We start from the raw sequence: 22,749 nt of genomic DNA, 5'->3' as shown, positions 1-22,749 counted from the left end.
GCGCGGAGCGGCCGCAAGATTGCACCGATCACCGTCCACCTCCCGGCAACATCAGCGAACCAAGATTGGTTGCACCAGAGGCGGGAGTCGTCAGCGGCGGCGTAGTCGCAGCCCGCGTCTCGGGCGAAACCTCGTTCACGACATTCGGCGGCTGGTACACGATCTGGTCCGGGAACGCACCCACGTTGCTGGCGACGTTGGTCAGGATCGGTGGGTAGTTGACGATGATCGACTGGAAGATCGGCATCAGGAACTGGCGGCACAGGTCGGCGGTGCGCTGCGAGTCGTTCGTCTCGGTGCCCTCGATCGCGCCGCACAGCAACGCGGCCGGGTTGGCAATTTCGTTGAGACCGATCACACCGACCAGCGATCCTGTCGCCGGCATGTAGATGTTGTAGAAGTTCGCCAAGGCGTTCGGCGCGATGTGTAGCACCTGCTCGAGTTCGGGGCGCTTATCCGCGAGGACCTTGGTGGCCTGGCCCAGCTGGTCGACGCCGGTGGTGAGCCGCTCGTCGTTGTCGTTGATGAACCGCTGCACGTCCACGATCGCGACGTCGAGATCGTTGAGTGCCTGGCCCAGTTCGTCCGAACTCGATGAAAGCACCTCGGACACCGATGCCAGCCGCCCACCGAACTGGACGATCTGCTCGTTGCTGTTCGCCAGCGCCGAAACGAAGATCTGTAGGTTGCGCACGGTCCCGAACAGGTCGTCACGCTTGTCGCCGAACAGACCGATCGTGTGCGAGAGCTCCGTCAGCGCCGCGTTGAGCGACTCTGCGTTGCCACCGGCCAGGTTGTTCGCGGCAGCATCGACAAAGTTGCCGAGCGAACCCTGCTCAGCATCGCCCTGCGGGCCGAGTTCGGTGGACAGCTTGGTCAGCTCGGTCTTGATCTCGTCCCATTCCACCGGAACCGCGGTGCGCTCCAATGGAATCTCGTCGCCGTCGGAGAGCGTCGGTCCATCGGTGTACACCGGCGCCAGCTGCACGAAGCGGCCGGAAACCAGCGACTGCGCGATGATCACCGCGCGCGCGTCGGCCGGAATATCGACGTTGCTGTCCAGCGACATCGTGACCGTGGTGGAGTCCTCGCCCGGCGAGATGTCGTCCACCTTCCCGACCTTGACACCGAGCACGCGGACGTCGTCGCCCGGGTAGAGCCCGGTCGCACCGGTGAAGTGCGCGGTGACCTTGTCGTATCGCAGGGCCTGCCAGACGTTGTACGAAATCGTGATCGCAGCAATCGCGACCGCCACGATCACTACGGCGGCGATCCATTGGCGCGGGATGCTCTTGAGTCTGTTCATCGCGGCGGATCCTGCAGCTGGATGGACGGGGGCGGGTTGAGTAGGTAATTGCGCAGGTCGTCGGGAATGTGTTCCGGCCAGACGAAAGCATCGATCAACGGCTGGAACAACTTGCCCGAGCCGTAGTTCTGCACGAATGCCTGGAAGTACGGGCCGGAGCCGACGGCCTCGCCGAGTGATGTGGCGTACGGTCCGAGGTTCGTGAGCCCTTGGCCGAGGGCGTCGGCGTTGCGCTGCAGCAGCGCAGTCACCTTGTTGAGCTTGTCCAGCGCCGGGCCGATCACCGCCTCGTTGTCTTGCACGAATCCGGTGAGCTGCTGCGAGACGGCGGAAATATTGGAAATCAGTTCGGCAATCGCATCACGGCGGCGGGTGAGTTCGCCGAAGAGCTCGTTGCCGTCGAGAATCAATGCATTGATCTGCTGGCTGCGATCCGCAAGGACCTTCGTGACACCCTGCGCGTGTGTAAGCAATTCACGCAAATTCTGATCACGCGTGTTGAGGCTGCGCGACAACCGGCTCACCCCATCGAGTGCCTCGCGCAACGGCACCGGCGTGTCCTGGATCGCCTCCGACATCGTGTCCAGCGCGGTATTGAGCTGATCGGTATCGAGATCGCGCACCGTGTTGGAGAGGTCGCCGAGCGCGTCATTGAGCGAATACGGCGTGGTGGTGCGGTCGATCGGGATGTTGTCATCGCGTTTCATCCGGCCTTCACCCTGGGGGGTGATCACCAGCGACTTGCGGCCGAGCACCGTGTTGGTCTTGATCGCGGCCGAGGTTTGATCGCCGAGTTCGATCTTCTCCTTGACAGTGAATTGCATGACGACCTTGCCGTCCTGCAGTTTCACGTTACCGACCGTGCCGACCTTGATGCCGGCGACGTCGACCTGATCACCCGCGAGCAGACCGCCCGCGTCGGCGAACTCGGCCGTGTACTCGGTGCCGGAACGGAAGAACGGCAGCTTCTCGTACTGCAGCGTCGCGAGCACGATCGACACGGCCACCACGATGCCGACCAGACCGATACGAATTCGGTTTTCCATCAGCCGGCACACCTTCCTGCGGAGGTGTCCGCACCCGGCAAGTTGATCTTGATTTCCTTACCGTCGGGGCCGGAGAAGCGGGCGGTCGTCGCACACACGTAGAACTGGAAGAACGATCCATAGGCGCCGAGCCGACTCAGTCGTTTGAACGCGCCGGGCAGCGCGTTGATGACGTTCTCCAAAGTCTCGCTGTTGTCGTCGAGAGTCGTTGCCAGACCCTCGGTTTGGACCAGAGTCTCGTGCAGCGACGGACGAGTGCCCTGGAGCAGGTCGGCCAACCGACCGGTCGCGCTGGCGAGCTGCGGAATGGCCGCGCCGATCGGATCCTTATCGGCGGCGAGGCCGCTGATCAGCTGCTGCAGTTGATCGATCGTCGTGGAGAACTGATCGCCCCGATCGTCGACCGTCTTCAAAACGATGTTCAGGTTGTCGATCACGCTCCCGATGACGGCGTCCCGATCGGCAAGCGTCTTGGTGAACGACCCGGTCCTACCGAGCAGCGACACGAGGGTGTCGCCCTGGCCTTGGAAAACCTCGATCAGCGCCGCCGTCAGCGAATTCACCTGATCGGGATCGAGCCCGCGCAGCAGCGGTTTGAACCCGCCGAGCAGCATGTCGAGATCGAGCGCCGGTGCCGTCTGCGCCACCGGGATGGTGCCGTCCGATTCGAGCTTCTCGGTGGAACCGGGTCCCTCCATCAACTCGAGGTAGCGGTCACCGACGAGGTTCTCGTAGCGAATCGTCGCCTTGCTGCTCTGCAGCACAGGGTATTTCGTCTCCACGTCGAATTCGACGTGCGCGAGATTGTCGCTGCCGACCTCGACCGAGCCCACCGTGCCGACCGGCACGCCGGCGATGCGCACCTTCGATCCGGATTTCATTCCCGAGGCGCTGGTGAAGACGGCGTGGTAGCTCGTCGTACCGGCGAACCGCGCCTGACTGAACACGATCGCGAGCGCAGCGAAAATCAGCACCATCACCACGGCAAACGCAATGAATTTGATCGTCGTCGCTGTGTTTTTCATCGGTGCTCCACCGGGGTCAGTTCACCGAAGAGGATCTGGAAAATCTTCGGACCGTTCACCTTGAACTGCGTGTTCGGCACGTACGGTACGTTCGCGTTGTCGGTGACGATGAACGGCGCGTTCGGATCCTCGGGCGTCCGCTCGGGCAGGCCGGCACAGTTCGGCCCACCGGTCGCGTTGACCTTCGGCAGGCTGTCCGGATATGTGTACGGATCCACGCCGTAGGTGAATCCGGTGTTCAATTGGATCGAATTCTGGTAGGTACCCATGACCAGATTCGCCTTCGGAACCGCGTTGCCGAGTCCGACGATCGTGCAGTACAGCGCCGGGCTGTACAGGTTCAGGAGGTCGAGCGTCGGGCGCAGCACGTTGATCGCCGTGACCAGGTTCTGCTCGTTGTCGCTCACCACGGTGTTTGCGGTATCTGCGAGACCGATCGCGTTGAGCAGCAACGCATCCAGGTTGTCCTGCTCGTCGACGATCGTGTTTCCGATCCCGGTGGCGTTCGAGACGATGTGCAGCAGATCGGGCGCGGTGTCGGCGTACAGGTTGGTGACGTCGGCGGCCTTGGCGAAATCCTGTTGCAGCGCAGGCAGACTCGGATTGATTTCGGTCAAGTACGCGTTGGTGTTCGAGAGCAGCTCACCGATCTGCTCGCCGCGCCCATGCAGTGCCTCGGAGATCGCTCCGAGAGTCGCGTTCAGCTTCTCCGGCTCGAGCATTACCAGTACGTCGGACAGGTGCTGGAACAGCGTGTTGAACTCGACGGTGACCGAATCGGCAGGAACCGTCGAACCCGGCGCGAGGGCCTCGGCGTCCGGGCTCGCCGGCGGCACGAAGTTCACATATTTGGCGCCGAACACAGTGGTGGAGCGGATGTTTACGGTCGAGTTGGCCGGGATCAGCTCGAGCTTGTCCGGGTTCATGTCGAGGTGAAGCACGGCCTGCTCACCGTCCTCGGTGACCGACGCGACCCGGCCGACCTCGACGCCACGCATCTTCACCTTCGCCTGCGGGTCCATCACAAGGCCCGCACGCGGCGAGACGACGGTGACGGGGACGGTCTCGGTGAACCCGCCGACGAACATCGTCAACGCCACGACCACGACCACAGCGAGGCCGGCTACCAGCCCGAACGCTGCCAGTCGCTTGAACCAACTCTGCTCGCTCATCTCACCCCCTCGTTTCTAACCGGACAGGTTGAAATTGCCCGACATGCCGTAGATCGCCAGCGAAATCAGCAATGTCACCGTGACCACCGCGATCAGCGATGCCCGCACCGCGTTACCGACCGCAACGCCGACGCCGACCGGTCCGCCGGTCGCGGTGTAGCCGTAATACGTGTGAATCAACATAACGGCCAATGCCATCACGATTGCCTGCACGAACGACCACAAAATGTCGGTCGGAATCAAGAACGTCGAAAAGTAATGGTCGTACAAACCGGATGACTGCCCGTACAACAACACGGTCGCAAAACGGGACGCGAGGAACGACGCAATCACCGCGAGCGCATAAAGCGGCACGATTGCGATCATTCCGGCCACCACCCGCGTCGAAACCAAATACGGAATCGAGGGAATCGCCATTGTTTCGAGAGCGTCGATTTCTTCGGACACCCGCATGGCACCCAGTTGGGCGGTCGAGCCGGCGCCGATGGTGGCCGCGAGACCGATACCGGCGATCACCGGTGCCGCGATCCGCACGTTGATGAACGCCGCGAAGAATCCGGTCAACGACTCGACGCCGATGTTGCCGAGCGAACTGTAGCCCTGGACCGCGATCGTGCCGCCGGTGAACAGGGTCAGGAAGCCGACGATGACGACGGTGCCGCCGATGACGGCGAGCGCTCCGGTGCCCATCGAGATTTCGGCGACCAACCGGATCATCTCGCGCCGGTAGTGCACGACGGCCTTCGGTGCGGACGCGAGCGACTTGCCGTAGAACACGGCCTGCTCGCCGAACGAATCGACCGCGCCGAGCGATCGGCGGTACCGCTGCCGGACACCCGGGAAGCGGAACGTCAAAGCATCGACAACCACCGATTCACCCCGCCGTCAATTTGATACCGACCGCGGTCACTACGACGTTCACCACGAACAGAGCCATGAACGCGAACACCACCGTCTGATTCACCGCGTCCCCGACGCTCTTCGGGCCACCGCGCACGTTCAGCCCGAGGTAGCACGCCATCAACCCCGCGATAAGCCCGAACAAACCTGCCTTCACCTCGGAGATGATCAACTCGCCGAGCCCGGTCAGCAACGTGATGCCGTTGACGAACGCACCCGGATTCACGCCCTGCAGGAACACCGAGAACAAGAATCCGCCCAGGATGCCGATGGTGCAGACCAGACCGTTGAGCAACAACGCCACGATCATCGAGGCCAGCACCCGCGGCACCACCAACCGCTGGATCGGGTCGATGCCGAGGACCCGCATCGCATCGATCTCCTCGCGGATGGTGCGAGCGGCGAGGTCCGCGCAGATCGCGGTCGCGCCGGCGCCGGCGACGATCAGCACGGTCACGATCGGTCCGACCTGCGTCACCGAGCCGAGCGCGGCGCCCGCGCCGGACAGGTCTGCCGCGCCGATCTCGCGGAGCAGAATATTGATCGTGAAACTCACCAGGACCGTGAACGGAATCGCGACGAGCAATGTCGGAATGATCGAAACGCGCGCGACGAACCACGACTGATCGATGAATTCGCGGGTTTGAAACGGGCGACGTACCGACGCTCTTGCGGTTTCCGCCGTGATCTCGAAGAATCCGCCGACCGCGCGCAGCGGCACCGCCAGGAGGTCGTTCAACCGCTCCCCCTCCCTTCGCCGTAGGCGCGTCCGTTGTGGTCCACGTCATAGTACTAGAACACGTTCGGCTGTCAATTATCGGACATGAATGGCGATGATCTGCAATTATGCAGAAACTGCACCGCCATTGTTAGAACAGAATCACCATTGTTTCCGGCATCAAATTTCGAAATGTCTATTGCCCGCGCCGGACACCGAAATATTCGAGCGCGTACCGACCGAGAATGCGCCGGCGGCCCGAGTCGCAATTGCGCGCGCGGACCGCCGAACGCGTCCTAGTCCAGCTTGAGCGCCGCGGTGGCCGAGAACGTCCGCGCGGGATCACGGTCGGCAAAGTACCGACCCAACTCGCCGGCGAGATCCGCCGACGCCCACTGGCCGCCCGCCGCGTCGAAGCGCTGCTCGACCGTCGGCGCGGCCATCAACGCGACCATGCCGCCGTAGACGACGAACACCTGCCCGTTCACCTCCGCCGAGGCAGGCGAGGCCAGGTAGGCCACGAGCGTCGCGACATGATCGGGCGAAAGTGGATCGACCGAACCGTCGGGCGCGTCGCCGAAGACGTTCTCGGTCATCGCGGTTCGTGCACGCGGGCAGATTGCGTTGGCCCGCACGCCGAACCGGGACAGTCCGCGTGCGGCGGACAGCGTCAGCGCGGTGATGCCCGCCTTCGCGGCGGCATAGTTGGGCTGTCCTTCCGGCCCGAGCAGACCCGCCTCCGAGGAGGTGTTGACCAACCGGCCGTAGACCGGTCCGCCCGTCTCCTTCGACTTGGCCCGCCAATAGGCGCCCGCGTTGCGGGTCATCAGGAAATGCCCGCGCAGGTGCACGCCGATGACGAGATCCCACTCCTCGTCGGACATGTTGAACAGCATCCGGTCGCGAACGACGCCGGCGTTGTTCACCACGATATCGAGACCACCGAACTGCTCGTCCGCGGTCGCGATCAACGCATCCGCAGTAGCGCGCTCGGCAATATTGCCCGCGACGAACTCCGCCTTGGCTCCCGCTGCGCGGATGTCGGCGATCGTCTCGGCCACCGCGTCGTTGAGGGCCAGGTCGTTGACGACCACCGAGGCGCCCGCAGTACCGAGTGCGATTGCTTCCGCACGACCGAGCCCGGCGCCCGCGCCGGTCACGATCGCTACCTTGCCGTCCAGATTTGTTACAGGCTCGCTCACCGCGCAAACTCTAGAACGTGTTTCAGTTTTGGGCAAGAGCGCCGACCGGCCGTTTGCTCAGGACTGCTCCATCAGCGCGGCCTTCGGGCACTGCGCTATAGCCGCCCGTGCGTCCTCCACACGATCGGCAGGCACCTCCCCCTCGGCGACGTGCAGTTCGTCGTTGTCATCGAGGTCGAACAAGTCCGGCGCCACGCCGACGCACACCCCGTTGGCTTCGCACTGATCCCAGTCAACACCGATTTTCACGTCTTGCCTCCCATAACTTCACGCTGTTCCGTAGCGCCGTCACGCGTCCGACTAGGGACGAACGGTCGCCGATGAGGTTCAGACTAGAACCTGTTTCACCGCGTATGCAATGATTGGTCTCGCTTGCGAGAACCTGTTCTAGGGGACCGGTGTGCACGCCCGGCGAAGCAGCGGGAAGAGGAACGAATGCGAATCACCTACACCGAGGAGCAGCAGCGACTCCGTGCGGAACTGCGTGCGTATTTCGCGCGCCTGATCACGCCGGAGCGTCGCGCAGCCCTCAGCGTCCAATCCGGCGAATACGGCACCGGCACGGTGTATCGAGACGTCGTACGCGAGATGGGCCGCGACGGCTGGCTGACACTCGGCTGGCCGAAGGAGTACGGCGGCCAGGATCGCTCGATGCTCGACCAGTTGATCTTCACCGACGAGGCCGCCATCGCGGGCGCACCGGTGCCATTCCTCACGATCAACTCCGTCGCGCCCACGATCATGCATTACGGCACCGAGGAGCAGAAGAAGTTCTTCCTGCCCAAGATTTCCGCCGGTGAGCTGCACTTCTCCATCGGCTACTCCGAGCCGGGTGCGGGCACGGACCTGGCCAGCCTGCGCACGAGCGCGGTGCGCGACGGCGACGACTACATCATCAACGGCCAGAAGATGTGGACCAGCCTCATCGCCTACGCGGACTACGTCTGGCTGGCCTGCCGCACCGATCCGAATGCCAAGAAGCACAAGGGCATCAGCATGTTCATCGTGCCCACTGCGACGGAGGGCTTCTCCTACACGCCGGTGCACACGATGGCCGGCCCGGACACCAGTGCGACCTACTACCAGGACGTCCGCGTCCCGGCGACCGCAATGGTCGGCGCCGAGAACGCTGGCTGGCCGCTGATGACCAACCAGCTCAACCACGAGCGGGTCGCGCTGACCTCCGCGGGCGCGTTGCAGCTCGCGGTGCGTGAGGTGCTCGACTGGGCGCAGAACACCAAGGCTGCCGATGGCACTCGCGTCATCGACCAAGAATGGGCGCAGATCAACATCGCTCGCGTGCACGCCAAGGTCGAGTACCTGAAGCTGATGAACTGGGAAATCGCCTGGGGTGCCTCGCAGGGTGGCGAGAGCGCGCACGCTCCGGCGAAATGGGACGCCTCGGCGTGCAAGGTGTACGGCACCGAGCTCGCGACCGAGGCCTACCGGCTGCTGATGGAGGTCCTCGGGCCGATCGCCTACCTGCGGCAGGACTCACGCGGCGCCGCACTGCGGGGCCGGCTCGAACGGATGCACCGATCGTCGCTGATCCTCACCTTCGGCGGCGGCACCAACGAGGTGCAGCGCGACATCATCGCGATGACCGCGCTCGCCCAGCCCCCGGCCAAGCGCTGAGCTCCGCGGAACCCAGGACACGAGGAATTTCATGGACTTCACTCCCACCGAGGGACAGCAGGATCTCGAGCAGCTGACCCGGACCATCGTCGAAAAACTCACCAGCAACGAACGCCAGCGCGAACTCGACGCACTCCCGGCGCGCTTCGACGAGCCGCTCTGGCGCGCGCTCGCCGAGGCCGGCGTGCTCGCCTCGACGCTGCCCGAGAATGTCGGCGGCAACGATCTCGGCGTGCTCGAGCAGACGACCGTGCTGCGCGAACTCGGCCGGCAACTGGCGGCGGTGCCGTACCTGCCTTCCATCGTGCTCGGCGCGGCGACGCTGGCCCGCTACGGCAACGACGACCAACGCGAGTTCGCCCGGCGCGCGGGCACCGGCGCGGACATTCTCACCGCCGCGCTGGCCGAGGAAGCCAACTACGAACCGAGCCGGCCCGTCACCCGTGCGGATCTCACGGACGGCCACTGGTCGCTGACCGGCACCAAGATCACCGTGCCGGTCGCCGACCGGGCCGCCCGGATCCTGGTGCCCGCCGCAACCGATGCCGGTGTCGCGGTGTTCCTCGTCGACCCCACGGCCGATGGAGTCACGGTGGCTGCCCACGACGTCGTCGACCACACGCCCGAGTTCATCGTCGAACTCGGCGGTGTCGCAGGCGATCTCATCGGCTCGGTGGAGCAGGGCGCAGAGATTCTCGACTTCCTGCTCGCGCGGGCCGCGGTCGGCCTGACCGCGAGTCAGCTCGGCACGCTGGAACGCTCGCTCGAGCTCGTGGGCGACTATGCGCGCGAGCGCATTCAGTTCGATCGGCCGATCGGCAGCTTCCAGGCCGTCGCACAGCGCCTCGCCGACGCCTACATCGACGTGAAGGGTGTCCGACTCGCCCTCACGCAGGCGGCGTGGCTGCTGAGTGAGGACCTGCCCGCCGACCAGGAGGCGAACACCGCGAAATTCTGGGCCGCCGACGCCGGACACCGCGTGGCGCACACGGTGATCCACGTGCACGGCGGCGTCGGGCTCGACCGGGATCACCCGGTGCACCGATACTTCCTGGCGGCCAAGCACAACGAGTTCGCGCTCGGCTCGGCCACCGATCAGCTCCGCCGGCTCGGGGCATCGCTCGCCGCCACGCCCGCCTGAATCGGTGACGGCTCCAACACCCTCCGGGTGCTCCGCAGGCTCCGCACCTGCGCCCCCGGGGTGCTCCGCAGGCTCCGCACCGGCACCCTCGGGGTGCTCCGCAGGCTCCGCACCTGCGCCCCCGGGGTGCTCCGCAGGCTCCGCACCTGCCACCGTCACCGAGCTGCTGTTGCGGCTCGGTGACGTGCACGACCGCGGCCTCGCCACCCTCGACGAGGAGGGTGGCGAGTGCCGCTGGTCGTGGGCGCAGCACGTGCAGCTCAGCGCGGACCGTGCCGCGCTGCTCGACGATCTGCTCTCTTCCGATGCGCCAAGGCATTTCGGCGTGTTGCTCGACAACGTGCCCGAGTTCTCGTTCCTGCTCGGCGCGGCCGCGCTGTCCGGAACGGTGCTGGTCGGCCTGAACTCCACCCGGCGCGGCACAGCGCTCGCCCGCGATATCGCGCACGCCGACTGCCGCATCGTCGTGACGAATTCCCGGAACCGGGCGCTGCTCGACGGCCTCGACCTCGGCGATGTGCTCGTGCTCGATATCGATTCCGACGACTGGCCGCGGCGGCTGGACCGCTACCGCAACAGCCCGATCCCCGGGTACCGAGCGTTACCCGACGACCTGCTCATGCTGGTGTTCACCTCCGGCACGAGTGGCGACCCGAAGGCGGTGCGCTGCACGCATCGCAAGGTCGCGTTCCCCGGCACGATGCTCGCCGAACGGTTCGGCCTCGGCACCGCCGACGTGGTGTACCTGGCGATGCCGATGTTCCATTCGAACTCGATCATGGCCGGCTGGGCGGTGAGCCTGGCCGCGGGCGCGGGAATTGCGCTGCGCGCCAAGTTCTCCGCGTCCCGCTTCCTCGGCGACGTCCGCCGGTTCGGCGCCACCTACGCCAACTACGTCGGAAAGCCGCTGAGCTACGTGCTCGCCACACCTGCTCGACCCGACGACGCGGACAATCCGCTGCGCATCATGTACGGCAACGAGGGATCGGCGGGCATCGTCGACCAGTTCGCCACCCGCTTCGATGTGCGCGTGCTCGACGCATTCGGGTCCACCGAGGGCGGGGTCGCGATCCGGCCCGATCCGGCGGCGCCGATCGGGGCGCTCGGCCGCCTACCGGACGGGGTTCAGGTACTCGACCCGGACGGAAAGCCTTGTCCGCCTGCCACCTTCGACAGCGCTGGCCGCCTGATCAATGGCGATGTCGCGATCGGCGAGATGGTGAACACGAGCGGCCCTGGCGAATTCGCGGGCTACTACAACGATCCCGCTGCGGACGCGGACCGGATGCGCGACGGCAGGTACTTCAGCGGGGATCTGGCCTACGTCGACGACGCGGGCTACGTGTACTTCGCCGGTCGCACCGCCGGGTGGTTGCGCGTCGACGGGGAGAACCTGACCGCTGCGCCAATCGAGCGGATCCTGCTGCGGTACTCCGGGTTCCGTCGGGTTGCGGTGTACGCGGTGCCCGACCCGGCAGGCGGCGACCAGGTGATGGCCGCCGTGGTGCCGAACACCGATTTCGACACGGCGCAGTTGCACGAATTCCTCGGCAACCAGCCGGACCTTGGCCCCAAGCAGTGGCCGCGCTATATCCGGGTGTGTGCCGATCTACCCCAGACCGCGACGTTCAAGGTGCTGACCCGGGTGCTCGCCGCCGAAGGCACACAGTGCGCCGACCCCGTCTGGGAGTTACCACCCGCGACCGCGTAGTTGTTCCGGCTCAACAGGGCTGTCGAGCCGGAACAACTATGCAGTCGGTGTGTCAGCGGGCGCTATCGATGCGATTCGCGGCAGCGTCGAACTCGGCGAGCAATTCGGTGAAAATCTGTGCCACCGGCTTGATTTCGTTCATCCTGCCGACGATCTGGCCGACCGGCATCGCGACCACGTCGGGATCGGTGGAGTTCGCAATCCGGGTGTGCGCCTCGCTGACGAGCAGGTTCTGCAGCGGCATCGGCAGCGCGTCGGGCGCGCCCTCCGCGGCCCAGGCCTGGGTCCACTTCGTCTTCAGCAGCCGGGCCGGCTTGCCGGAGTAGATCCGGGTCCGCACGGTGTCGGCCGAGGTCGCCTTCAGCAGCGCGCGCTGCGTGGTGGACATGCCGTTCGCCGCGCTGCCCAGCCGGTACTCGGCGCTGGTAAGCCAGTACGAGCCCATCCACACGCCGGACGCACCGAGCGCGAGCGCCGCCGCGATCTGCCGTCCGCTGCCGATTCCGCCTGCGGCGAGCACGTTTTCGCCGCCTACCGCGTCGACGATCTCGGGTACGAGCACCATCGAGGCGATCTCGCCGGTATGTCCGCCTGCCTCGTAACCCTGCGCGATGACGAGGTCGACGCCATTCTCCCGGTGCCGCTTCGCATGCTCGACGGCTCCGGCGAGCGCGGCGACCGGAACGCCGTGCTCGTGGGCCTGTGCGATCACGTCCGGCGGCGGCGAGCCGAGCGCGTTGGCGATCAGCTTGATCGGGTGCTTGAGCGCGACATCGACGTGCGAGCGGGCCACCGAGTGCAGCCAACCCAAGACGCCCGCAGCGTGCTCCACGCTGGTGTCCAGCGGCGGCACGTTCAGTTCGGCGAGGGTGCGCTCGACGAATGCCCGGTGCTCGGCCGGAATCAGGGCGTCGAGATCGAGGGCCTTGCCCTCGGTGGGAACCTTTGCCGGCATGACGATGTCGACGCCATACGGCTTGCCGTCGGTGTTTTCGTCCATCCAGGTCAGGACTTCGTCGAGCTCGTCGGCGTCGTTGAACCGCACGGCGCCGAGGACGCCCATGCCACCGGCGCGAGTGACGGCCGCCGCCACGTCCTGCGAGGGCGTGAACGCGAAGATCGGATATTCGATCCCGAACCGGTCACACAGCGGAGTACGCATCAGACCGTCTCACGCTTCGCCGCTTCGGCAACCTCGTCCGCGGGACGGGCATCGGCCTGCGCCTGGGCCCACTTGTAGTCGGGCTTGCCCGCGGGCGAACGCTTGATCTCGTCGACGAACCAGAACGAACGCGGGAACTTGTAGGACGCGATCTCCTGCTCGAGGACCGGACGCAGCTCCGCGAACGTCGGGCGCTTGCCTTCACGCGGATGGATCACCGCGGCGACCCGCTGACCCCAGCGCTCGTCGGGCACACCGACGACAATCGCATCGAACACGTCCGGGTGGGCCTTCAGGGCGCCCTCGACCTCTTCGGGATAGATCTTCTCGCCACCGCTGTTGATGCTCACCGAACCGCGGCCGAGCATGGTGACCGTGAGGTCCTCCTCGACGCGCGCGAAGTCACCGGGGATGGAGTAGCGGACGCCGTGGAACTCCTTGAACGTCGCCTTGGTCTTCTCCTCGTCCTTGTAGTAGCCGAGGGGAATGTGACCCTTCCGGGCGATGAAGCCGATCTCGCCGGAGCCGGGCGCGACCGGGTGACCGTCGTCGTTGAGCACCGTGGTTGAGGCGTCGATCTTGACGCGCGGCCCGCCGTCGTGCGAGCCCTTCGTCACGGTGCTGAGTCCGCCGAAGCCGGTCTCGGACGAACCGATCGAGTCGGTGATCATCCGGTTCGGGAGCAGATCGACGTACTCGTCCTTGATGCTCGGCGAGAACAGCGCCGCGCTGCTGGCCATCATCCACAGCGACGACAGGTCGTAGGGCTCGCCCGTGTTCGGGTTGCCTTCCTTGAGCGCGTCGAGCATCGGGCGCGCCATCGCGTCACCGGTGATGAAGATCAGGTTGATCTTGTGGTTGTCGATCGCCTGCCACACGCCGTGCGCGTCGAAGTCCGGGATCATTACGGCCTTGCTGCCGGCAAAGAGGCTCTGGAATGTGGCCCACTGCGAGCCGCCGTGGATCATCGGCGGGATCGGGAAGCGCGTCATCGGCGGGTTCTCCGCGCCGACGCGAGCGAGCTCCCATTCGTCGTTGACGTACTCTCCGGTGAGGAAGTTGATGCCGCCACCGAGCACACGCCAGACGTCCTCGTGCCGCCACATCACGCCCTTCGGCGCGCCGGTGGTGCCACCGGTGTAGAGCATGTAGATGTCGTCGCCGCTCCGCTCTCCGAAATCACGTGCCGGCGAGGACTGGGCGAGGGCCTGCTCGTACTCGATGCCGTCGAAGGGCTCATCGGTACCGTCCTCGACCACAACGGTGGTCTTCAGTGCCGGGGTGCGCCCGCGGACCGCTGCCACCTTCGACGAGTAGCGGCGCTCGTGCACGAGGGCCACCATGTCCGAATTGTCGAAGATGTAATGCAACTCGTTCTCGACGTAGCGGAAGTTGACGTTCACCATCACCGCACGCAGCTTGAAGATGGCAATCATCGCCTCGATGGCCTCGCAGGTATTGCGCGAGTAGATACCCACCTTGTCACCGGCGACCACACCCTGTTCCTGCAGGTAGTGAGCCAGACGGTTGGCCCGATCCTCCAGTTGCGCGTAGGTCACCTCGTGGTGGTCGTCAGCGAGAACGACGCGCTCCGGCATAAGGTCCACAGCGTGTTCGACAAGGTCAGCGATGTTGTAAGCCACGGGTCAAAAATAGAACGTGTTACCGTTTCTGGCAAGAAGCCCCAGCGGCGTACCTCACACGTGTATCGGAGCAGCCAAGTGTCCACCCCTTCCGACACCACCGCAACCAACTCCAGCGAGGCCGCGCAGCCGCACTGCCTCGTCGAGAAGCGCGGCAACGTCCTGATCGTGACGATGAACCGTCCCGAGGCCCGCAACGCGCTGTCCGCCGAGATGACCGCGATCATGCGCGACGCCTGGGACCGGGTGGACAACGATCCGGAGATCCGCGTCGCGATCCTGACCGGCGCGGGTGGCGCCTTCTGCGCCGGTGCCGACCTCAAGGCCATGACGCAGAGCCACCCCGGCGATTCGTTCGGCAAGGGCACCGGCGGCAGCGGCCTGATGGACATGTCCCGCATCGACGCACTGCTCAAGGGCCGTCGCCTCACCAAGCCCCTGATCGCTGCGGTCGAGGGCCCGGCCATCGCCGGCGGCACCGAGATTCTGCAGGGCACCGACATCCGCGTGGCCGGTGAAAGCGCCAAGTTCGGCGTCTCGGAGGCCAAGTGGAGCCTCTACCCGCTCGGCGGCTCCGCCGTCCGCCTGGTGCGCCAGGTGCCGTACACCATTGCCGCCGACATCCTGCTGACCGGACGCCACATCACCGCCCCCGAGGCGTTGGAGATGGGCCTGATCGGCCACGTCGTTCCGGACGGCCAGGCGCTGACCAAGGCGCTCGAACTCGCCGAGATCATCGCGCACAACGGCCCGCTTGCCGTGCAGGCCATCCTGCGCACCATCCGCGAGACGGAAGGCATGCACGAGAACGAGGCATTCAAGCTGGACGCCGAGATCGGTATCGCCGTCTTCAAGTCCGCCGATGCCAAGGAAGGCCCGAAGGCGTTCAAGGAGAAGCGGAAGCCGAACTTCCAGGGCAAGTAGTCCTCACTCGCCACCCCCTGGGCGGAGTGAACGGAAGCGTTCACTCCGCTGAACGCTACAAATCTTCCGTTCACGATGACGCGCGGAGTCGGAACGAAACACTTGGACGCGGACGCTGTGCTGCCAGCTCGAAGTGAGCTTTGAGCTCGCGCAGCGTCCGCTCCGGCTTCTCGAGGATCATCGTCGGCGCGGTTGAAAACACGATGATGCCGTGCGACTGCATGACGGCCCGCCGCTCGAGGGTCATTCGATAGTGCGCCGGCGATAAGTGCCAGCCGAACGAATCGATCTCCCACGCCAGAGCGACTGAGGCGATCCAGCCGTCCGGCCGCGCGATGAAACGTCCGCGCGAGTCGAGCACATCGACGTTGAACAGCATCTCCGGTAGCCCACTCCGGGACCACAGTTCACGAGCCTTGATCTCGGCGACCGAGTGAACATCCGTTCCGACCTCGCCGAGCGCGATTCGCGGGAGGGCTGAGCCGCGAACACTTCCTTCGCTCAACTCGGCTGCCAAGTCAGCGACCGAGATTGACCCACGCTGGACGGCTTGGGCGATCACATCTCGCGCCGCGTCCAGTGTCTTCGATCGGCGCGCAGCGTCCACAACGGATCGAGCGATGGGTGCACATGGGAGGCCATTGCGCATCTCCGGTTCGGGAAGCCTGATTGTCCGCTCGACATATAGGAACTCGCGTGACTGCACCCGCCGCCGGTCCGGCAACAGCACGTGCACGTCATGGAACGGCACGCCAAATCCGTACTCTCGCAAAGCCGATCGCCCGGTCAGCATCGCGCCCTGCCCGGCGCACATCATTGCCGCGATAGTGCGTTGTCGCGCCGTGGGAGCGCCGGCGTGCAGCATGACGACGCCCGGGAGTAACCGTCGCCAGCGGCCGCCCCGCTCGCACCGTCGCCAAATCGTCGAACGCGTAATACCCAGACCCTCGAGGGCGGCGACGGTTACGACGCCGTCCAAGCTGACCTTGTGCAGACTGTCCGGGTTCTCCGCCCAAGTTCCCATTCGCATGTGTCAGACGATGCGAGCAAGCACCGACCGTTCCTCGGTGCCTACCAGGCATTCGGAATTGCCCTGTGGACAACGCGAGCCCTGTGGATACGCGGAAGCACGTTTGACGTGTGAACGGAAGATTTGTTGCGTTGAGCGGAGTGAACGCTTCCGTTCACTCCGGACGGGGGAGACAGCGGAAAGCCCGCCGGATCGCGAATGATCCGGCGGGCTCCCGTCAGCGTGCCGACGCCGTGCAGTTAGATCGCGGTCTTGCGATCGGCCCAGTACGGGTCGCGCAGCTTGCGCTTGTACAGCTTGCCGTTCGGGTCGCGCGGCAGTTCGACGGCGTAGTCGACCGACTTCGGCAGCTTGAACTTCGCCAGGCGCGCCTTCGCGAACTCGAGGATCTCGGCGGTGAGCTCATCGCTGGGCTCGACGCCCTCCTCGGGCTGCACGACGGCCTTGATCTCCTCGCCCCAGTCCGCGTGCGGCACGCCGAATACCGCGACATCGGCGATCTTGGGGTGCAGGATGAGCTCGCCCTCGATCTCGGCCGGGTAGATGTTCACGCCGCCGGAGATGATCATGTCCGACTTGCGGTCGCACAGGAAGAGGTAGCCGTCGGAGTCCATGTACCCGACGTCGCCGAGGGTGAACAGGTCGCCGACGCGGCCCTCTTCGGTCTTCTTCTTGTCACCCTTGTACTCGAAGGTCGAACCGCCCATGCGCATGTACACCGGGCCGATCTCGCCGGGCGGCAGCTCGTTGCCGTCGTCGTCGAGGATCTTGACCACGGAGTTCGGCCACGCCTTGCCGACCGAACCGGGCTTGCGCAGCCACTCGTCGCCGAAGATCGTTGTGCCGCCGCCCTCGGTGGCCGCGTAGTACTCGGTGACAACCGGGCCCCACCACTCCAGCATCTGTCGCTTCACTTCCTGCGGGCAGGGAGCAGCACCGTGGATCACGCAGCGCAACGAGGACACGTCGTACTTCTTGCGCACGTCCTCGGGCAGCGCGAGCAAACGGTTGAACTGGGTCGGCACCATGTGGCTGTGCGTGACCTTGTACTTCTCGATCAGCGCGATCATCTGTTCGGCATCCCAGCGGTCCATCAGAACCGCGGTGTGGCCCAGCTGAATCGAGATGGTGACGAAGTTCAGCACCGCGGTGTGGTACAGCGGCGAGCCACAGATGTGCACGTGGTTGTCGAACGGCTTGATCCCGAAGATGCCGAAGAAGCCACTCGACGCCAGCGGCACGTCGTTCGGGTTCGCGCCGGTGAGCGGACGCTTGACACCCTTCGGCTTACCCGTGGTGCCCGAGGTGTAGAGCATCGGTGCACCGGTGGTCTGGATGTCGGGGCGCCCGGTCTCCCCCGCGCCCAGCTCGGACAGCGGACGGAATCCGTCGATCGCACCGACCGAGAAGCGGCGATCGGCGGGCAGCCCGGCCTCGTCGGCGGCGATCGTCGCGGCCTCGGCGAACCGGTCGCCGGCCAGGAAGATCTTCGCCTCGCTGTCGGAGAGGATGTAGGCGACCTCGGGACCGGTCAGGTGCCAGTTCGCGGCCACGATGTAGGTGCCGGTCTGGAAAGCGGCGAAGTAGAACGCCACCAGCTCGGCCGTGTTGTGCAGCATCATCACGACCGAGTCGCCGGGACGCAGGCCCATCGCCTGCATGCCCCGCCCGTACCGATCGGCAGCCGCGGCGAGTTCGCCGTAGCTGACTTCGCGACCGTCGGGATCGACAAGCGCGATGCGCCCGGGATCGTCCGCAGCGATGTTCCAGAGTCCAGGAGTTGGTTCGTTGCTCACAGCGTCAAATCTAGAACGTGTTCTAACTATCGGCAAGAGCGGCCAGTTTCTTGATCTGTTCGCCGTTCTGCGCGGTGAGCAAGAGCATGGTGACGCCGGCGTCTTCCCAGCGCTTTAGATCCTGCCGGACTTCCGCGTCGTTCCCGATGATCATCGTCTCGGACACCATCTCGTCCGGCACCGCCTTGGCGGCCTCGTCCTTGCGCCCGGTGCGGAACAGCTCGCCAATCTCGGCGACCTCCTTGTGGTAACCCATCCGGCGGTAGACATCGGCGTGGAAGTTCATCTCCGCCGCACCCATTCCGCCCACGTAAAGGGCCAGAATCGGCTTCATCCGATCGATCTCGCCCTGCCGATCGTCGGTGATCACGATCTGGCAGGTTGCAGCAATCTCGAAGGTCTCGCGGGTGTGCCGCGCGCCCTCGCGGGCGAAGCCCTCGTCGAGCCACTCGTTGTACATCGGCGCCAGGCGCGGCGAGTAGTAGATCGCCAGCCAGCCGTCGGCGATCTCGGCGGTGAGCGCGACGTTCTTCGGGCCCTCGGCACCGAGCCAGATCGGCAGATCGGCACGCAGCGGGTGGGTGATCGGCTTGAGCGGTTTGCCCAGGCCACTGGCATTTTCTCCGGTCAGCGGAAGTGGGTAGTGCGGCCCATCGTTGCGCACGTGGGATTCCCGGGCGAGCACCTGACGGATGATCGAGACGTACTCGCGAGTGCGGGCCAGCGGCTTCGCAAACGGCTGTCCGTACCAGCCCTCGACGACCTGCGGACCGGACACACCGAGGCCCAGGATCGCGCGGCCGCCACTGAGGTGATCCAGCGTCAGCGCGTGCATGGCGGCGCTGGTCGGAGTACGTGCGGACAGCTGCGCTACCGACGTCCCGAGGCGCACCTTCTGCGTACTCGAGCCCCACCAGGCCAGTGGGGTGAACGCGTCCGAACCCCACGACTCCGCGGCGAACACCGCATCGAAGCCGGAATCCTCGGCGGCACGCACCAATTCCCCCGCGTTCGTCGGCGGTTGGGCCATCCAATACCCGAGTTGCAGTCCCAGCTTCACTACCTCGCCCTTTCCTCGACTCTTGCGACCAGAATAAGAACCTGTTCTACTCGACCTCGTGAGCTTTGGGAACAGCACGACGGCCGAGTTGCCAGCAAGGACGGATCAGGAGAAGCCGCTAAGCGCGCCCCTGATCCTCGACTTCGACTACACCAGATCGGTGGGGCCGGTCATCGGCCGGTTCCTCACCGGGCTTCGGGATCGCCGCGTTGTCGGCATCCGCGGGTCCGACGGTCGGGTATTCGTTCCGCCGCAGGAGTACGACCCCGGCACCGCCGCGGCGCTCGACGAGTTCGTCGATGTGTCGTCTGTCGGCACCGTCAAGTCGTGGACCTGGGTCCGCGACCCGCTGCCCGGGCAGCCGTTCGATCGCCCGTTCGCGTGGGCGCTGATCCAGCTCGACGGCGCCGACACCTCGATCCTGCATGCGGTCGACGTCGCGTCCCCTCATGACATCAACACCGGCATGCGGGTGCGGATCAAGTGGGCCGAGGAAACTGTCGGGTCCATTCACGACATCGCGTGCTTCGTGCCGGGTGAGGATGTCGAATCCACCCCGGCGGCAACCGATTCCGACCCGGTCACGATGCTGATCACGCCGGTGCACCTCGAGATCGACCACTCGGCGTCCTACGAAGAGTCCTACTACCTGCGCGGCCTGGCCGAGGGCAAGCTGCTCGGTGGCCGTTCCGAAGCCAACGGCAAGGTCTACATCCCGCCGCGCGGCGCCAACCCGACCAACGGAGAGCCGACCACCGAGCAGGTCGAACTGCCGGACCGCGGCATCGTCACCACGTTCTGCGTCGTCAACGTCCCATTCCTCGGGCAGCGCATCAAGCCGCCGTACATCGCGGCGTACGTGCTACTCGACGGCGCCGACATCGCATTCCTGCATCTGATCCTCGAGTGCGATCCCGCCGAGGTGCGGATGGGCATGCGCGTCGAGGCGAAGTGGCGGCCACGCGAGGAATGGGGCACGAAACTCGAGAACATCGAGTACTTCCGCCCCACCGGCGAGCCGGACGCCGAGTACGACACCTACAAACAACACCTGTAAGGGAGCCCCACCCCGTGACCGACATTGCTGTCGTCGGTTTCGCGCACGCACCACATGTTCGCGAAACCACTGGAACGACCAACGGCGTGGAAATGCTCGTGCCGTGCTTTCAGCAGCTTTACAAAGAACTTGGAATCACCAAGTCCGACATCGGATTCTGGTGCTCGGGTTCGTCCGACTACCTGGCCGGACGCGCCTTCTCGTTCATTTCCGCCATCGACGCGATCGGCGCTGTTCCGCCGATCAACGAATCGCACGTCGAAATGGATGCCGCCTGGGCGCTGTACGAGGCCTGGGTCAAGCTGATCACCGGCGAGGTCGAGACCGCGCTCGTGTACGGCTTCGGCAAGTCCTCGGCTGGCAAGCTGCGCCGGACCATGACCATGCAGCTCGACCCGTACACGGTCGCCCCGCTGTGGCCGGACTCGCTGTCCATCGCCGGCCTGCAGGCCCAGGCCGGCATCGACGCCGGCAAGTGGTCGCAGCGCTCGATGGCCGAGGTTGCGGCCGCCTACCAGGGTGACGTCGATATCGACGCACTGCTCGACACGCCTTTCATCGCCGACCCGCTGCGCAAGCACGACGTCGCCCCGATCACCGATGGTGCGGCCGCGATCATCCTCGCGACCGGCGACAAGGCCCGCGAACTGTGCGAGAACCCCGCGTGGATCACCGGTTTCGAACACCGCATCGACACGCCGAACTTCGGCGCGCGTGACCTGACGATCTCGCCGTCCACCATCGCTGCGGCCAAGGCGGCAACCGGTGGCGACACCTCGTTCGACCTCGCGGAACTGCACGCCCCGTTCACCCACCAGGAACTGATCCTGCGTGAGGCGATCGGCCTGGGCGGCTCCACCCGGGTCAACCCCTCGGGCGGCCCGCTGACGGCCAACCCGATGTTCTCCGGTGGACTCGAGCGGATCGGCGAAGCCGCCCACCGGATCATGACCGGCGAGGCAAAGCGTGTGCTCGCGCACGCGACGAGCGGCCCTGCGCTGCAACAGAATCTGATCGCGGTCATGGAGGGACGTCGATGAAGCAGCCGGCAGCGGTGCTCGGCACCGGGCAGACCCACTATGTCGCCAAGCGCCACGACGTCTCGATGGCGGGCATGTGCCGCGAGGCGATCGACCGGGCGATGGTCGATGCGAACGTCACCTGGGACGATATCGACGCGGTCGTGGTCGGCAAGGCCCCGGACTTCTTCGAGGGCGTCATGATGCCCGAGTTGTTCATGGCCGACTCGCTCGGCGCGACGGGCAAGCCCCTTATCCGCGTGCACACCGCGGGCTCGGTCGGTGCCTCCACGGGCATCGTGGCCGCCAGCCTGGTGCAGGCCGGCGTGCACAAGCGGGTGCTCGCGGTCGCGTGGGAGAAGCAGTCGGAGTCGAACGCCATGTGGGCGTTGTCGATTCCGGTCCCCTTCAACATGCCGGTCGGCGCGGGCGCGGGCGGATACTTCGCACCGCACGTCCGTTCCTACATCCGGCGTTCCAACGCACCGACGCACATCGGTTCGATGGTGGCGGTCAAGGATCGTCTGAACGGCTCGAAGAACCCGTACGCGCACCTCCAGCAGCCCGACATCACGCTCGAGTCGGTGCAGGCCTCGCAGATGCTGTGGGACCCGATCCGCTACGACGAGACCTGCCCGTCCTCGGACGGCGCGTGCGCCATCGTGCTCGGCAACTCCGAAGCTGCCGCGCTGGTGGAGGCGCAAGGCCGCAAGGTCGCCTGGATCCACGCCACGTCGATGCGGACCGAGCCCACCACCTTCTCCGAGCGCGACCAGGTCAACCCGCAGGCGGGCCGCGATGCGGCCGCGGCGCTGTGGGAGGCCGCGGGCATCAAGGACCCGCTCGAGGAGATCGACGCCGCCGAGATCTACGTGCCCTTCTCTTGGTTCGAGCCGATGTGGCTCGAGAACCTCGGCTTCATGCCCGAGGGCGAGGGCTGGAAGCTCACCGAGGCCGGCGAAACCGCGATCGGCGGCAAGCTGCCGGTCAACGCTTCCGGTGGCGTTCTTTCGTCGAACCCGATCGGCGCCTCGGGCATGATCCGCCTCGCGGAATCGGCCATGCAGGTGATGGACCGGGCCGGCGACCATCAGGTTGCGGGCGCACGTAAGGCGCTCGGTCACGCGTACGGCGGTGGCTCGCAGTACTTCGCCATGTGGGTCGTCGGATCCGAGCGCCCGGACTGGGCAGAAGGAAAGTAA

At 65.6% G+C, this 22,749-nt stretch carries 20 protein-coding genes; 7 read left to right on the top strand and 13 right to left on the bottom strand.

The window, feature by feature from the left end; all coding sequences use genetic code 11:
- Window positions 1-28 precede the first annotated feature (28 nt).
- The 8 genes from OG921_RS09270 to OG921_RS09235 all read right to left on the bottom strand — a co-directional run bounded on the left by OG921_RS09270 (window position 29) and on the right by OG921_RS09235 (window position 7,618).
- Window positions 29-1,306 carry an MCE family protein gene (locus OG921_RS09270; RefSeq protein ID WP_266112094.1) on the bottom strand — a complete coding sequence of 426 codons (1,278 nt, stop codon included), beginning with the start codon at window positions 1,304-1,306 and terminating at the stop codon, window positions 29-31.
- Complete coding sequence (locus OG921_RS09265) at window positions 1,303-2,352, bottom strand: MCE family protein (protein WP_266112093.1); 1,050 nt, start codon at window positions 2,350-2,352, stop codon at window positions 1,303-1,305. Before OG921_RS09265 ends, OG921_RS09270 begins: the two co-directional genes overlap by 4 nt.
- On the bottom strand, window positions 2,352-3,377 hold the full coding sequence (locus OG921_RS09260) for an MCE family protein (protein WP_266112092.1): 1,026 nt from the start codon (window positions 3,375-3,377) through the stop codon (window positions 2,352-2,354). The genes OG921_RS09265 and OG921_RS09260 overlap by 1 nt, the downstream gene beginning before the upstream one ends.
- The gene (locus tag OG921_RS09255) at window positions 3,374-4,549 is read right to left on the bottom strand and encodes an MCE family protein (protein ID WP_266112091.1); all 1,176 of its coding nucleotides are present in this window, start codon (window positions 4,547-4,549) and stop codon (window positions 3,374-3,376) included. Before OG921_RS09255 ends, OG921_RS09260 begins: the two co-directional genes overlap by 4 nt.
- A 15-nt stretch (window positions 4,550-4,564) precedes the next feature.
- Entirely contained in the window at window positions 4,565-5,419 is an 855-nt protein-coding gene (locus OG921_RS09250; protein ID WP_266112090.1) for an ABC transporter permease, read from the bottom strand.
- A gap of 4 nt (window positions 5,420-5,423) precedes the next feature.
- Window positions 5,424-6,188: an ABC transporter permease gene (locus OG921_RS09245; RefSeq protein WP_266112089.1), complete on the bottom strand. Its 765-nt coding sequence runs from the start codon at window positions 6,186-6,188 to the stop codon at window positions 5,424-5,426.
- Window positions 6,189-6,463: 275 nt separating this feature from the next.
- A complete protein-coding gene (locus OG921_RS09240) occupies window positions 6,464-7,369 on the bottom strand; it encodes a 3-oxoacyl-ACP reductase (RefSeq protein WP_266112088.1) in 906 nt (301 codons plus the stop codon).
- Between the two features lie 57 nt (window positions 7,370-7,426).
- On the bottom strand, window positions 7,427-7,618 hold the full coding sequence (locus tag OG921_RS09235) for a ferredoxin (protein WP_266112087.1): 192 nt from the start codon (window positions 7,616-7,618) through the stop codon (window positions 7,427-7,429).
- A 186-nt stretch (window positions 7,619-7,804) separates the two neighbouring features.
- Between OG921_RS09235 and OG921_RS09230 the strand changes: the two genes are divergently transcribed.
- The 3 genes from OG921_RS09230 (at window position 7,805) to OG921_RS09220 (ending at window position 11,856) form a co-directional block, all read left to right on the top strand.
- Complete coding sequence (locus tag OG921_RS09230) at window positions 7,805-9,004, top strand: acyl-CoA dehydrogenase family protein (RefSeq protein WP_266112086.1); 1,200 nt, start codon at window positions 7,805-7,807, stop codon at window positions 9,002-9,004.
- 31 nt (window positions 9,005-9,035) lie between these two features.
- Complete coding sequence (locus OG921_RS09225; protein ID WP_266112085.1) at window positions 9,036-10,145, top strand: acyl-CoA dehydrogenase family protein; 1,110 nt, start codon at window positions 9,036-9,038, stop codon at window positions 10,143-10,145.
- Window positions 10,146-10,329: 184 nt separating this feature from the next.
- Entirely contained in the window at window positions 10,330-11,856 is a 1,527-nt protein-coding gene (locus OG921_RS09220) for a long-chain-fatty-acid--CoA ligase (RefSeq protein WP_266112296.1), read from the top strand.
- A gap of 52 nt (window positions 11,857-11,908) precedes the next feature.
- Here the strand turns inward: OG921_RS09220 and OG921_RS09215 are convergent, their stop codons facing one another.
- Window positions 11,909-13,018 (bottom strand): nitronate monooxygenase family protein, encoded by a 1,110-nt coding sequence (locus OG921_RS09215; RefSeq protein WP_266112084.1) that lies wholly within the window; start codon window positions 13,016-13,018, stop codon window positions 11,909-11,911.
- On the bottom strand, window positions 13,018-14,661 hold the full coding sequence (locus tag OG921_RS09210) for an acyl-CoA synthetase (protein ID WP_266112083.1): 1,644 nt from the start codon (window positions 14,659-14,661) through the stop codon (window positions 13,018-13,020). The genes OG921_RS09215 and OG921_RS09210 overlap by 1 nt, the downstream gene beginning before the upstream one ends.
- A gap of 78 nt (window positions 14,662-14,739) precedes the next feature.
- Between OG921_RS09210 and OG921_RS09205 the strand changes: the two genes are divergently transcribed.
- Window positions 14,740-15,585, top strand: a complete 846-nt coding sequence (locus tag OG921_RS09205) for a crotonase/enoyl-CoA hydratase family protein (RefSeq protein ID WP_266112295.1) — start codon at window positions 14,740-14,742, stop codon at window positions 15,583-15,585.
- 70 nt (window positions 15,586-15,655) lie between these two features.
- On the opposite strand, the gene OG921_RS09200 is transcribed toward OG921_RS09205, so the two are convergent.
- The 3 genes from OG921_RS09200 to OG921_RS09190 form a co-directional block, all read right to left on the bottom strand.
- Window positions 15,656-16,450: a hypothetical protein gene (locus OG921_RS09200; protein ID WP_323182723.1), complete on the bottom strand. Its 795-nt coding sequence runs from the start codon at window positions 16,448-16,450 to the stop codon at window positions 15,656-15,658.
- A 404-nt stretch (window positions 16,451-16,854) separates the two neighbouring features.
- Window positions 16,855-18,411 carry an acyl-CoA synthetase gene (locus OG921_RS09195; protein WP_266112081.1) on the bottom strand — a complete coding sequence of 519 codons (1,557 nt, stop codon included), beginning with the start codon at window positions 18,409-18,411 and terminating at the stop codon, window positions 16,855-16,857.
- 22 nt (window positions 18,412-18,433) lie between these two features.
- Window positions 18,434-19,471, bottom strand: a complete 1,038-nt coding sequence (locus OG921_RS09190; protein WP_266112080.1) for an LLM class F420-dependent oxidoreductase — start codon at window positions 19,469-19,471, stop codon at window positions 18,434-18,436.
- Between the two features lie 58 nt (window positions 19,472-19,529).
- Between OG921_RS09190 and OG921_RS09185 the strand changes: the two genes are divergently transcribed.
- Genes OG921_RS09185 through OG921_RS09175 form a run of 3 tightly spaced genes read left to right on the top strand, consistent with a single transcriptional unit; the run spans window position 19,530 to window position 22,749 of the window.
- Window positions 19,530-20,528 (top strand): Zn-ribbon domain-containing OB-fold protein, encoded by a 999-nt coding sequence (locus OG921_RS09185; protein ID WP_266112079.1) that lies wholly within the window; start codon window positions 19,530-19,532, stop codon window positions 20,526-20,528.
- 14 nt (window positions 20,529-20,542) lie between these two features.
- Window positions 20,543-21,568, top strand: a complete 1,026-nt coding sequence (locus OG921_RS09180) for a thiolase domain-containing protein (protein ID WP_266112078.1) — start codon at window positions 20,543-20,545, stop codon at window positions 21,566-21,568.
- The gene (locus tag OG921_RS09175) at window positions 21,565-22,749 is read left to right on the top strand and encodes a thiolase domain-containing protein (RefSeq protein ID WP_266112077.1); all 1,185 of its coding nucleotides are present in this window, start codon (window positions 21,565-21,567) and stop codon (window positions 22,747-22,749) included. Before OG921_RS09180 ends, OG921_RS09175 begins: the two co-directional genes overlap by 4 nt.

It is taken from the genome of Aldersonia sp. NBC_00410 (assembly GCF_026342035.1).
Classification (GTDB): domain Bacteria; phylum Actinomycetota; class Actinomycetes; order Mycobacteriales; family Mycobacteriaceae; genus Aldersonia.
This window is presented reverse-complemented; position numbering and strand designations above follow the sequence as displayed.

What these genes read in the sequence shown, in the direction of transcription:
- OG921_RS09200 (WP_323182723.1), bottom strand. Translation starts at nt 16,450, where the DNA reads ATGCTGCACGCCGGCGCTCCCACGGCGCGACAACGCACTATCGCGGCA.
- OG921_RS09260 (WP_266112092.1), bottom strand. Translation starts at nt 3,377, where the DNA reads ATGAAAAACACAGCGACGACGATCAAATTCATTGCGTTTGCCGTGGTG.
- OG921_RS09225 (WP_266112085.1), top strand. Translation starts at nt 9,036, where the DNA reads ATGGACTTCACTCCCACCGAGGGACAGCAGGATCTCGAGCAGCTGACC.
- OG921_RS09230 (WP_266112086.1), top strand. Translation starts at nt 7,805, where the DNA reads ATGCGAATCACCTACACCGAGGAGCAGCAGCGACTCCGTGCGGAACTG.
- OG921_RS09265 (WP_266112093.1), bottom strand. Translation starts at nt 2,352, where the DNA reads ATGGAAAACCGAATTCGTATCGGTCTGGTCGGCATCGTGGTGGCCGTG.
- OG921_RS09215 (WP_266112084.1), bottom strand. Translation starts at nt 13,018, where the DNA reads ATGCGTACTCCGCTGTGTGACCGGTTCGGGATCGAATATCCGATCTTC.
- OG921_RS09175 (WP_266112077.1), top strand. Translation starts at nt 21,565, where the DNA reads ATGAAGCAGCCGGCAGCGGTGCTCGGCACCGGGCAGACCCACTATGTC.
- OG921_RS09270 (WP_266112094.1), bottom strand. Translation starts at nt 1,306, where the DNA reads ATGAACAGACTCAAGAGCATCCCGCGCCAATGGATCGCCGCCGTAGTG.
- OG921_RS09255 (WP_266112091.1), bottom strand. Translation starts at nt 4,549, where the DNA reads ATGAGCGAGCAGAGTTGGTTCAAGCGACTGGCAGCGTTCGGGCTGGTA.